At 71.8% G+C, this 11,433-nt stretch carries 11 protein-coding genes; 7 read left to right on the top strand and 4 right to left on the bottom strand.

Features of this window, described 5'->3' with window-relative positions:
• Positions 1-4: 4 nt before the first annotated feature.
• Positions 5-343: a hypothetical protein gene (locus tag ACZ60Q_RS33480; RefSeq protein WP_469641333.1), complete on the bottom strand. Its 339-nt coding sequence runs from the start codon at positions 341-343 to the stop codon at positions 5-7.
• 631 nt (positions 344-974) lie between these two features.
• Here ACZ60Q_RS33480 and ACZ60Q_RS33475 point away from each other — a divergent pair.
• On the top strand, positions 975-2,186 hold the full coding sequence (locus ACZ60Q_RS33475; protein ID WP_469641332.1) for a S1 family peptidase: 1,212 nt from the start codon (positions 975-977) through the stop codon (positions 2,184-2,186).
• Positions 2,187-2,240: 54 nt separating this feature from the next.
• Here the strand turns inward: ACZ60Q_RS33475 and ACZ60Q_RS33470 are convergent, their stop codons facing one another.
• Positions 2,241-3,329, bottom strand: a complete 1,089-nt coding sequence (locus ACZ60Q_RS33470; protein ID WP_469641331.1) for a helix-turn-helix domain-containing protein — start codon at positions 3,327-3,329, stop codon at positions 2,241-2,243.
• Between the two features lie 139 nt (positions 3,330-3,468).
• Between ACZ60Q_RS33470 and ACZ60Q_RS33465 the strand changes: the two genes are divergently transcribed.
• Both ACZ60Q_RS33465 and ACZ60Q_RS33460 read left to right on the top strand, forming a co-directional pair.
• Complete coding sequence (locus ACZ60Q_RS33465) at positions 3,469-5,010, top strand: sigma-70 family RNA polymerase sigma factor (RefSeq protein WP_469641372.1); 1,542 nt, start codon at positions 3,469-3,471, stop codon at positions 5,008-5,010.
• 44 nt (positions 5,011-5,054) lie between these two features.
• Entirely contained in the window at positions 5,055-5,516 is a 462-nt protein-coding gene (locus ACZ60Q_RS33460; RefSeq protein ID WP_469641330.1) for a GNAT family N-acetyltransferase, read from the top strand.
• Between the two features lie 49 nt (positions 5,517-5,565).
• On the opposite strand, the gene ACZ60Q_RS33455 is transcribed toward ACZ60Q_RS33460, so the two are convergent.
• On the bottom strand, positions 5,566-6,057 hold the full coding sequence (locus tag ACZ60Q_RS33455; protein WP_469641329.1) for a GNAT family N-acetyltransferase: 492 nt from the start codon (positions 6,055-6,057) through the stop codon (positions 5,566-5,568).
• 118 nt (positions 6,058-6,175) lie between these two features.
• On the opposite strand from ACZ60Q_RS33455, the gene ACZ60Q_RS33450 reads away from it, so the two are divergent.
• The gene (locus ACZ60Q_RS33450; protein WP_469641328.1) at positions 6,176-6,991 is read left to right on the top strand and encodes an exodeoxyribonuclease III; all 816 of its coding nucleotides are present in this window, start codon (positions 6,176-6,178) and stop codon (positions 6,989-6,991) included.
• 136 nt (positions 6,992-7,127) lie between these two features.
• On the opposite strand, the gene ACZ60Q_RS33445 is transcribed toward ACZ60Q_RS33450, so the two are convergent.
• Complete coding sequence (locus tag ACZ60Q_RS33445; protein WP_469641371.1) at positions 7,128-7,772, bottom strand: MerR family transcriptional regulator; 645 nt, start codon at positions 7,770-7,772, stop codon at positions 7,128-7,130.
• 168 nt (positions 7,773-7,940) lie between these two features.
• Between ACZ60Q_RS33445 and ACZ60Q_RS33440 the strand changes: the two genes are divergently transcribed.
• From ACZ60Q_RS33440 to ACZ60Q_RS33430, 3 genes are read left to right on the top strand one after another with little or no spacing between them, the layout of a single operon-like run.
• Positions 7,941-9,539 carry a flavin-containing monooxygenase gene (locus tag ACZ60Q_RS33440; protein ID WP_469641327.1) on the top strand — a complete coding sequence of 533 codons (1,599 nt, stop codon included), beginning with the start codon at positions 7,941-7,943 and terminating at the stop codon, positions 9,537-9,539.
• Positions 9,536-10,489: an alpha/beta fold hydrolase gene (locus tag ACZ60Q_RS33435; protein ID WP_469641326.1), complete on the top strand. Its 954-nt coding sequence runs from the start codon at positions 9,536-9,538 to the stop codon at positions 10,487-10,489. The genes ACZ60Q_RS33440 and ACZ60Q_RS33435 overlap by 4 nt, the downstream gene beginning before the upstream one ends.
• Positions 10,486-11,379, top strand: a complete 894-nt coding sequence (locus ACZ60Q_RS33430) for an SDR family oxidoreductase (RefSeq protein ID WP_469641325.1) — start codon at positions 10,486-10,488, stop codon at positions 11,377-11,379. The genes ACZ60Q_RS33435 and ACZ60Q_RS33430 overlap by 4 nt, the downstream gene beginning before the upstream one ends.
• The last annotated feature ends 54 nt before the right edge of the window (positions 11,380-11,433 follow it).

Genomic DNA, 11,433 nt, shown 5'->3' with positions numbered 1-11,433 from the left:
GCCGTCAAGCGGGTACCCGCTCCAGGGCATCCCGGCAGGCGGCGCGGGTCAGTGCCGCGCTGTGTGCGGCGGCCTGCTGCGCGGTCGGCGGCGGCCGGGCCCGTACGGCGGCCGGTGCGGCAGTCGGGGCAGCGGCCGGGGCTCGGAAGGCCGGGGGCGCGGCAGTCGTGGCGTACGGGGGGTACGGGGGTGCGGTGCGCCGCGTCGGCAGGGTGGCGGGTGCGTGGTGCGGGGCCGGAGGGTGGGCGGGGAGTTGGCGGATGCGGGCGGCGAGGCCGGCCGCGACGCCGGTGCGGACCGTCGCCGGAGGGGTGCCGAGACCGTGGACATCAGCGAGGACCACTTCCAGCCCGCCGCCAACAGGTCCTCCACCATGAAGCTTTGGTCGGTCAGGGGCTTGCCGGGCAGGGCCGGGCCGGAGGAGCGGCCACCGACAACACCGCCAGGGTGCGAACCGGCCCCCGGGGCCGGCCCCACCGGGGAATGATCCCGAGCACCCTGGGAAATGATCTTCAGGCCGTCCTGTCGGGCCAGGCCAACGCTCCTCGTGAACACCCCACAGTGCGACTGTTCTTGAGTCGGCTCGGGGATGGTTGACGGTTTCCCGTCCGCTCATTTCGATCGGGCGGGATTTCGTCGTCCCCGGGTGACGCCGGTCGTCCGAGTCGCCGTGAGTGCGGTGAGCGCCGATAGTGCGTCGGCGTGGTGCCGCTGACGGGGACTGCGCGGGTCCGGCCGGGTGGCGGCCGGTGAATGATCTTCGCCTTCTCTACAGTTCTCGGCCAGTTCTGTAGAAAAGAGCCCCATCTCCGCTTCTTGTCGAGGCAGTTCCGGCTGCGCCAGAGTTCGAGGCGCGGCGACAGGAACATGTCATCGCCGCCGGGCAGTGTCCATGGAACACATCGCGCTTCCCCAGGCGCGGTGTGGCCACCCCCCCATTGTCTGGATGCTGCCCGCGTAGCGGAAGGAATCGCGTGAAGCACAGCAGGAACAAGAACGCGCGCAGATCCATCGTGGCCGCCTCGATCGGCGTCCTTCTGTCGGCCGGAGTCGCCACAGGGGCCCACGCCGGTACGGCCGCGGAGCCTTCGGCTCCGGCGTACCAGCCGGAGATGGTCGAGGCGCTCGCCACGACCCTGGGCGTCAGCGAGAAGTCCGCCGCGGAGCGGCTGGACCGTGAGGCGGAGCAGCAGGCCCGGTTGGCGGAGCTGCGGGAGGACCGGGTCAGCACACTCGGGGCCTTCTTCACCGAGGACGGGTCGTTGGTCGTCAACGCCGCCGACGCCGGGGCGGCGAAGGACGTCAGGGCCGCGGGGCTCAAGGCCCGCGTTCCCGAGCGCGGCGAGAGCGAACTCGACCGGATCAAGGCGCAGCTCGACGCCAAGGCGCTCAGGAGCGCCCCGGCCGGGGTGTCCGCGTGGTCCGTCGACCTCGCGTCGGACACCGTGACCGTCGAGGTCAACGGCGACTCCGACGCCGCGACCCGTAGCTTCCTCAAGGCGGCGAAGAGCAAGGGCGACGCCGTACGCGTCGTGAAGGGCCAGGAGAAGCTGGAGACCCAGGCGGTCGTTCCGCCCGGCAGCCGAATGACCTTCAACGGCTATCTGTGCTCCGTCGGCTACGGGGCCAAGGACCGCGGTGGCAAGCAGGTGCTCGTGACCGCCGGACACTGTATCGAGGGTCTGCCCGAACTGGCCTACAACGGCAACCGGTTCGCCAAGGGCACCCACACCCGGTTCGCGCTGGGCACCCGCAGCGTCGACATGGGCATCGCCTCCGTGGACGCGGGCAACTCGATCGGCCTCGACGTCACCACGTACGGCAGGGCCGGCACCGTCCCGGTCAAGGGCAGCAAGCGGGCACCCTCCGGCGCGGCGCTCTGCAAGTCCGGCCAGACCACCAACTGGACCTGCGGCAAGGTCGGCTCGTACAACGTCAGCGTCACCTACACCGACCAGAACGGCGGCCCGGACACCGTCGTGACCGGCCTGGCGAGCTCCAGCGTCTGCACCCAGGGAGGCGACAGCGGAGGCGCGTACATCTCCGGTGACCAGGCCCAGGGCATGACGTCCGGCGGTCCCAGCAACCAGCGCTGCAACGGCCAGGTCAACTCGCCCGGCTCCTCCTACTTCCAGCCGCTCGACGACGCCCTCGCGTACTACGGGCTGACGCTCAACACCAAGTAGCCGCACCACGGATCCGCACCGGCCGAAGGCCCCCGGACGCGGGAGACCGTCCACTCATCCTGGGCGGTCTCCCGTTCCCCTTGCTCCCGCCCCGTAGTCCCACGCCACCCCGTGGACACCGGGCTTGCACCGGGAAGTGAGCACATGGACGTCGTGCGATTCGCTCAGCGGGATGCGCCGACGGCCGCGGGGCGGGGCGCCGACCTTGTCCCGGACATAGCGGTGGCAGTCCGACGGCAGGGCGCCGGGGTGGAAGAAGACCTGCTGGAGGTACTCGTGGAGGTTCGTCCGCGACCAGCGCTCATAGTGCGTGGCAGGCGTCTTCGACGGGCTCACCTCGACCGCGTAACTCACCACCGTGGTATCCAGTTTGGCCAGCTCCCGGCCGAAGCGGATCTCCAGCACCAGGGACTTGAGCCCCTTCAGATACGTGGCCTCGGCGAGGCGTCCGCAGCTGACCCTGATGTCGACCGGTTCGGCCGCCTCGTCGTCGAAGCTGAGCACGAAGATCGCCCGGTCGGCCCCCGCCCGGCCGGCCCGCAGCACGTTCGTGGTGGAGATCGCGCTCAGTGTGCCGCTCTCGCCCATCCTCACGATGTCGTGGACCATCAGAGAGCTGCTCTCCTGGTTGAAGTGGCGGAAGCGCGCGCCGAGCGCCTTCTCCACGACGGAGTCCTCCCCGAGGATCTGGAGTGCCGCCCCCTCCGCGCCGGGCGGGGTGATCCGGCCGCGCGGGCGGCGCGGTCCGAGAAGCGAGCGCAGGGCTCCGGCGGGCAGTTCCAGGATCTCCTCCAGCACCTCCACCGCGCGCAGGGACCGTGCCCGTTCGGGCTGGCTGCGGCCGCGCTGCCAGCTGCTGAGGGTGGCCTGGCTGATGGTGATGCCGCGCACCCTGAGCCGTTCGCTCACCCGCTCCAGGGACAGCCCGCGGCGGTTCAGCGCTTCCCGCAGCGCCCCCGGGAAGGTGTCGGCGCCGGTCGCCGCCGCGTGCAGGGCCGAGGCGGTGATCGCCTCGCCCGTCCGCGCCGCGGTGGCGTGCGCCTCGGCGACCCGCGCTCCGGTGGTGTCCGGACCGGTGGAGTCGCTCGCTCCGCCGTCCATGGCCTCCGGCAGCGTGACGTCGCTGTCCGTATCGCTCGACATGTCCCTCCCGTTCCCGGCACTCTCTCGGCGGGACGGCCTACGGGCCCCCGCATACTGGTTGACCACCGGACGGGGGACGGATAACAAAACCCTCAGGAGTGACCTGTCCCACATCCCGGTGGCGAACCGAAAGAAGGGCGTGAACGGCGTGGACAGCACCGCTCTGGTCATCGCGGCGCGGAAGGGCGACCGGGCCGCCGGGGAACGGCTGGCCGCCCAGTACCTCCCTCTGGTCTACAACGTCGTCGGGCGCGCCCTCAACGGCCACCCGGACGTGGACGACCTGGTGCAGGAGACCATGCTCCGGGCGCTGTCCGGCCTGCCCTCGCTGCGCGATCCGTCCCGCTTCCGCTCCTGGCTCGTCGCCATCGCCATGAACCAGGTCCGCACCCGCTGGTCCGGTCTCGGCCACCGCCCCGCCCCGCTGGAGGCGACCGAGGAGCCCGCCGACCCCGCCGCCGACTTCGTCGACCTGACGATCCTGCGCCTCGAACTCTCCGGCCAGCGGCGGGAGACGGCCGAGGCCACCCGCTGGCTGGACGACGCCGAGCGTGACGTGCTGTCCCTGTGGTGGCTGGAGACGACCGGCGACCTCACCCGGCCCGAACTTTCCGAGGCGCTCGGGCTTTCCCCGCAGCACGCCGCCGTACGCGTCCAGCGGGTGAAGAACCAGCTCGACGTCGGCCGTGCGGTCGTCCGGACCCTGGCGTCCGACCCCCGTTGCCCGGCCCTCACGGATCTGCTGGGCGACTGGGACGGTACACCGACGCCCCTGTGGCGCAAGCGGATCGCCCGCCATATACGCGGCTGCGCCTCCTGCTCCGACGGCAGCGCGGGGCTGGTCCCGCCGGAGGGCCTGCTCTCCGGGCTCGCCCTCGTGGTGCCGCTCTACGACAGCGGGCAGCAGGTGGCGGTGGCCGTCGCCTCCTCGGCGGCCCCGGCCGTCGCGTCCGTCTCCGCACCGGCCGCCTCGGCCCCCGCCACCTCCGCCGCGTTCCCGGCCGGAACGGCGGCGGGGCTCATGGCCGGCGCGGCTGCCGTGACCGTCCTCGCCGTACTGATCTGGCCCGTTGCCCCCGCCCCGCCCGAATCCCGGGGCGGGGGCGTCACCTACAGCCCCTCGCCCCCGCCGCCCGCTGCCGCCTTGGCCGAGCCGCTCCCCACGCCCTCCACGGTCTCGCCGTCGCCGTCGCCGTCGCCCTCGCTGACCCCGACGCCGAGCCGCACCGCCGCCTCCCGGCCGCCCGCCGCCGCCCCTTCGCCCTCCGTCCCATCCGAGGCCGCCGAGCCGCGCCCCCGCCCGGAAGCCGGCGTGGTCACCCGGGTCAACACCCTGCGCGCCGCGAACGGCTGCCCGGAGCTGGCGACCGATCCCCGGCTGACCGAGGTGGCCCGGCGGCACTCCGAGGACATGGCCGCGCGCGACTACCTCGACCACACCGACTCCTCGGGCCGGGGCGCGGGCGACCGGGTCGACGCCACGGGCTACGACTGGTCGGCCGTCGGGGAGACCATCGCGACCGGCATGAGCGATCCGGCCGCGGTCGTCGAGGAGTGGCGCGACAACCCGGGCCGCGGCGACGACTCCATCTTCAACTGCGACTTCGTCCATGTGGGCGTGGGCATCGCCGACTCCCCGCGCGGCCCCTACTGGACCCAGGTGCTGGCCACCCCGCGCTGAGCGGCGGGGCCGGTTGTCAGTGGCGGGTGCCAGACTCGGTCGGCATGGAGAACAGCGTGCTTCTCAGGGATGTCGAACCAGCGGACCTGGAGGTCTTTCTCGCGTACGAGCACGACCCGGAGGCGGTCCGGAGATCGCGCTTCCCTCCGCGGGAGCGGGAAGCGTTCATGGCGCACTGGACGTCGAGGGTGCTGGGGGACCCCGCCAACCTCGTGCAGACGGTTGTCGTGGACGGCGGGACGGCGGGGAACATCGTGGCCTGGTGGGAGGGGGAGCGGCGTTACATCGGCTATTGGTTCGGCCGTCCGTACTGGGGCCGGGGCATCGGGACCCGGGCGTTGACCGCGTTCCTGGAGCGGGAGGCGGTACGCCCGTTGTACGCGGACCCGGCCGCCGGGAACACCGGCTCGATACGTCTGCTGGAGAAGTGCGGGTTCTCGGCGACCGGCACGGTGCGGCACGGGGAGGACGAGCACGTGCTCCTGGTGCTCGACGGGGGAGCCTGAGTGAGCGCCCCGCCGGGCGGCCCGGCGCCCCGGGGGCCGACGGCCCGGATCAGGCTCCGGGCTGCTGGAGCGGCTTGGACATGCAGATGCTGCTCTCGTACTCCCGGTAGTGGCCGAACTTCTCGCACTCCGTGTAGCCGCTCGACGCGTACAGCGCGATGGCCTCGGGCTGCTGGTCGCCGGTCTCCAGGACCATCCGGATCCGGCCGGCGGCGCGCGCGTCCTCCTCCAGGGCGGCCAGCATCCGCCGGGCCAGACCCCTGCCGCGCCCCTCGGGTATCACGAACATCCGCTTGATCTCGGCGTCGCCGTCCCCGTAGCCCTCGGCGTTGCGGTCCTGGGTCCGCCAGCCGCCGGTCGCCACCGGGCGGTCCAGCTCGTCATAGGCGAGCAGGTACAGGCCGCGCGGTGGAAGGAACATCGAGGGGTCGAGCGGTGTGAGATCGCCCCCATCGCCGTAGCGCACCTCGTATTCGAGCTGCACCTGGTCGTTGAGTTTGACGGCGTCGGGGTGATCGAAAGGGCGAGTCTGAATAATCATGCTAAATATCGTACATCTATGCGTAGGGGTGGAGTGGGTACTGTTCCGGCATGCTCACAGTGACCTCTGAAAGTGTGCTGAGCAGTCTCCGAAAGCTCGTGAAGATGGGGAGCATGTTGTGCTCACAGTGACCTCCGTGAATGTTAACGGGCTCCGCGCCGCCGCCAAGAAGGGCTTCGTCGAGTGGCTGGCGGGGACCGACGCCGATGTGGTCTGCCTCCAGGAAGTGCGGGCCGAGCTCGCCCAGCTGCCCGAAGGGGTGGGCGCCCCCGAAGGGTGGCACACCGTCCATGCCCCGGCCGCCGCCAAGGGCCGCGCCGGCGTCTCGCTCTACTCGCGGCAGGTCCCCGAGCGGGTCCAGACCGGCTTCGGCGGCTTCGGGGTCCCCGGGGCGGAGGAGTTCGACACGAGCGGCCGGTATGTGGAGATCGACCTCCCCGGTGTCACCGTCGCGAGCCTGTACCTGCCCTCCGGTGAGGTCGGCACCGAGCGCCAGGACGAGAAGGAGCGCTTCATGGCCGCCTTCCTGCCCTACCTCCAGGGGCTGAAGGCGCGGGCGGCGGCGGACGGCCGCGAGGTCGTGGTCTGCGGCGACTGGAACATCGCCCACCAGGAGGCGGACCTGAAGAACTGGAAGGCCAACCGCAAGAGCTCCGGCTTCCTCCCCGGGGAGCGCGCCTGGCTGACCCGGGTCCTGGAGGAGGCCGCCTACGTGGACGTCGTACGGGCGCTCCACCCGGATGCCGAGGGGCCGTACAGCTGGTGGTCGTACCGGGGGCGCGCCTTCGATAACGACAGTGGCTGGCGTATCGACTACCAGATGGCGACCCCGGGGCTGGCCGGGCGCGCGGTGAAGGCCTGGGTGGAGCGGGCGGCCACCCATGGCGAGCGCTGGAGCGACCACGCGCCGGTGACGGTCGTCTACGAGCGGTAGCCCCGGTCGGTGGCCCCCGGCCGGTGGCCGGCCGGGGGCGACCGGTTCGGTCGCTGATGGCTGGCTGTTCCGGTCGGCGGTGGCTGACCGTTCCGGTCGGCGGTCGTCCGTGATCGGTCATCCCCGCAAGGGTGCGTCAGTCGGACTTCGGGGGCTGTGTGCCGTCCTCGCGGCGCAGCCTCCGGTCGAGGGCCATGGACAGTTCGGCGTCCACCACCGCACGCGCCAGCGGGCGGAGTTGGGCCGGTTCGGTCTCCTTGGTGTGGGCATGCAGTACGCGTACGAAGATCTCGGCGAGCGCGTCCGCGTGCTCGCGGACGCGGCGGCCCGAGGAGAGTACGGTGGAGAGTGGGACCCCTTCCCGTACGAGCTCGGCCGACACCTCCAGGAGGCGGCGGCTGATGTGTACGATCTCGTCCCCGTCGGTGGCGAGATAGCCCAGGTCCAGTGCGGTGGCGAGGTTCTCGGGCGTGACCTCGCCCTCGAAGTAGTCCGCGAGCTGCTCCGGGGTGAGGCGGACCGGGGTCTCCTCGGTCGGTTCGCCCAGGCCCAGGACCTCCGCGACGTCCCGGCCGCTCTCGAAGGTGGCCGCCAGGTCGGCGATGCCGTTCAGGGTGTGGCCGCGTTCCAGAAGGCCCGAGATGGTCCGCAGCCGGGCCAGGTGGTGGTCGTCGTACCAGGCGATGCGGCCCTCGCGGCGAGGTGGCGGGATCAGTCCGCGCTCCCGGTAGAAACGCAGGGTCCGCACGGTGATGCCGGCCTCCTTGGCTAGCTCCTCCATGCGGTATTCGCGGTGCTCGCGTCCTTCGGCCACAGGGGCACCCTATGTTGTACCGCCGGTAACTTTCCCCGGTACGCCCCCTACCCATCGGTACGGTCCTGCTCTACCCTCCGAATGATGCCAGTGATTGCTGGCAGAGTCGTGTGACGTACCGCGGAAGGCGGCAGCATGGCCCAGCAGGAGCACGTGCGTGTGGCGGTGATCGGAACCGGATTCGGGGGCCTGGGGGCCGCCGTACGGTTGCGCCGCGAAGGCATCACCGATTTCGTCGTCCTGGAGCGGGCCGACTCGGTGGGCGGCACCTGGCGCGACAACAGCTATCCCGGCTGCGCCTGCGACGTACCGTCCCACCTCTATTCCTTCTCGTTCGCCCCCAACCCCGACTGGCCGCGCACCTTCTCCGGGCAGGAGCACATCCGGGCCTACCTGGAGCACGTCGCGGACACCTTCGGGCTCCGCCCGCACATCAGGCTGAACCACGAGGTGAAGCTGATGACCTGGGACAAGGAGAACCTGTACTGGGTGATCGAGTCCGCCGGCGGGGCCGTGCTCCACGCGGATGTCGTCGTCTCCGCCACCGGGCCGCTCTCCGACCCGAAGACGCCCGGCATACCCGGGCTCGACTCCTTCCCCGGCAAGGTCTTCCATTCCGCGCGCTGGGACCACGACTACGAGCTGGCCGGCAAGCGCGTCGCGATGGTCGGAACGGGCGCGTCCGCGATCCAGATCGTCCCGGCGATACAGCCGAGGACCGCGAAGCTCACGCTCTTCCAGCGCACTCCGCCCTGGGTCATGCCGCGTATGGACCGCACGATAAGCAAGGCCGAGCGGGCACTGCACCGGGCCGTCCCCGTCACCGGCACGGCGCGCCGCGGACTGCTGTGGGGCATAAGGGAGTTGCAGGTCAGCGCCTTCACCAAGCACCCCGATCAGCTGGGCCTGGTGGAGAGGATAGCCAAGTCGAACATGGCGCGGGCGATCAAGGACCCGGCCCTGCGGGCCAAGCTGACCCCCGACTACCGCATCGGCTGCAAGCGGATCCTGCTCTCCAGCACCTACTATCCGGCCCTCGCCCAGCCCAACGTGGACGTCGTCGCCTCCGGGCTCGGCGAGATACGCGGCTCCACGGTGGTCGCCGCCGACGGGAGCGAGGCGGAGGTCGACGCGATCATCTTCGGCACCGGCTTCCATGTGACGGACATGCCGATCGCGGAGCGGGTCGTCGGCGAGGAGGGCATCACGCTCGCCGAGTCCTGGAAGGACGGGATGAACTCGCTGCGTGGTGCGACCGCCGCCGGGTTCCCCAACTGGATGACGGTCATCGGCCCCAACACCGGGCTCGGCAACTCCTCCATGATCCTGATGATCGAGTCCCAGCTGAACTACATGGCCGACTACCTGCGGCAGTTGAACGTGCTGGGCGGGCGTGCCGCACTCGGCGCCCGCTCCGCCGCCGTCACCGCGTGGAACGACCGGGTCCAGCGGCGGATGAAGCGCACGGTGTGGAACACCGGCGGCTGCACCAGCTGGTACCTGGACGCGGAGGGCCGCAACACCACGGTCTGGCCCGGCACCACGGGTGAGTTCCGGCGGCAGACGCGTTCGGTGGACCTCGCGGAGTACGACGTCGTCCGGGCCGCCGCGGCGGGCGAAAAGCAGCGGGCCGCCGGGGCCGGACGCGTACCGGAGCAGCCCGGCCGTACCGATCGCGAGGCCATGACCACCGCCTCGGAGTCCGCGTCCGTCGCCGAGGAGGCCGCGCGATGAGCCGCCTCCCGAACCGCGGCACCGTACCGCCGGTGCCCGCCGCCGAGTTGACCGCGCGCTCCGCCGACGGGTCGCGGATCCACGTCGAACTGCACGGCCCCGAGGACGGGCCCGCGGTGGTCCTGGCCCACGGCTGGACCTGCAACACCCGCTTCTGGGACGCCCAGATACGCGATCTGGCCGCCGACCACCGGGTCATCGCCTACGACCAGCGCGGCCACGGGCTCACCCCCGAACCGGGGCCCGGCGGCTACAGCACGAGCGCGCTGGCCGACGACCTCGAGGCGGTCCTCGCCGCCGCGCTCGCCCCGGGCCGCAAGGCGGTCCTCGCCGGGCACTCCATGGGCGGGATGACGGTGATGGCCGCCGCCGCGCGCCCCGGACTGCGCGAGCACGCCGCCGCCGTGCTGCTCTGTTCCACCGGCAGTACGCGGCTGGCCGCCGAGGCCCGGGTCCTGCCGCTGCGCGCGGGTGCGCTGCGGACCCGGCTCACCACCGCCGTACTGGGCGCGAAAGCACCGCTCGGGCCGGTCAACCCGGTCTCCAGGAAGGTCCTCAAATACGCGACGATGGGGACCGGTTCGGCTCCGGACCGGGTCGACGTCTGCGCCCGCATCGTGCATGCCTGCCCGCGCCGCGCGAGAGTGGAGTGGGGTCAGGTGCTCGCCGGGCTGGATCTCGGGGCGGGCGTGCGCGGGCTGCGGGTGCCGACCGCCGTGATCGCCGGCACGGAGGACCGGCTGACCCCGCCGGTCCACGCACGGGCCATCGCGGCCGCGCTGCCGGTCGGGATCGGCCTGACCGAGCTGGCGGGCGTGGGGCATATGACGCCGGTGGAGGCCCCGGAGGCCGTCACGGCGAAGATCAGGGAGTTGGTCACCCGGTACGTCGCCACGGGGGCGGACGCCAAGCGGAAAGCCGCCTCGGCGGAGAAGGAGGATGTCGCATGAGCGGCAAGCGGAGTCTGGAGGGGCAGGTCGTCGTCGTCACCGGCGCGGCCCGGGGCGTGGGCGAGCTGCTGGCCCGCAAGCTGTCGGCACGCGGGGCGACCCTCGCACTGGTCGGTCTGGAGCCGGATGAGCTGAAGCACGTCTCCGAGCGGCTGCACGGCGAGAGCGGCCACTGGTTCGCCGACGTCACCGACCACGAGGCGATGGCCCAGGTGGCGCGCGAGGTGAAGGAGCGTTTCGGCAAGGTCGACGTGGTCGTCGCCAACGCGGGCGTCGCCTCGGGCGGCCTGTTCGCCGACTCCGACCCGGACGCCTGGCGGCGGGTCATCGAGGTGAACCTCATCGGCGGCGCGGTCACCGGGCGGGCCTTCCTGCCGGTGCTGATGGAGAGCCGCGGGTACTTCCTCCAGATAGCGTCGTTGGCCGCGATCACCCCGGCTCCGATGATGACCGCGTACTGCGCGTCCAAGTCGGGTGTGGAGGCCTTCGCGCACAGTCTGCGCGCCGAGGTCGGCTACAAGGGCGTCAAGGTCGGCGTCGGCTATCTCTCCTGGACCGACACCGACATGGTGCGCGGGGCGGACCAGGACGACGTGATGCGCGAGCTGCGTCGGCGGCTGCCGTGGCCGATGAACCGTACGTACCCGCTCGGCCCGGCCGTCGACCGGATCGTGGACGGGATCGCGCGGCGTTCCCCGCATGTGTACGCCCAGTGGTGGCTGCGCGGGATGCAGTCGGTCCGCGGCTATCTGCCCTCCGTCGTCGCGATCGGCGGGCAGCGCGAGATGCGGCGCGTCGAACCGCGGCTCCACACGGTGTCGAAGGGGCTGGTGGGGGCCGGGGGAGCGGCGGACCAGGACACGCGTGCGGAGCGTGCTGACCGACCGTAGCGGTACGAAATGCGTGGGATGTCGGGGCGTGCAACGCTGGGCGAGGCCCCGCAG

It is taken from the genome of Streptomyces sp. NPDC104313 (assembly GCF_055583985.1).
This window is presented reverse-complemented; position numbering and strand designations above follow the sequence as displayed.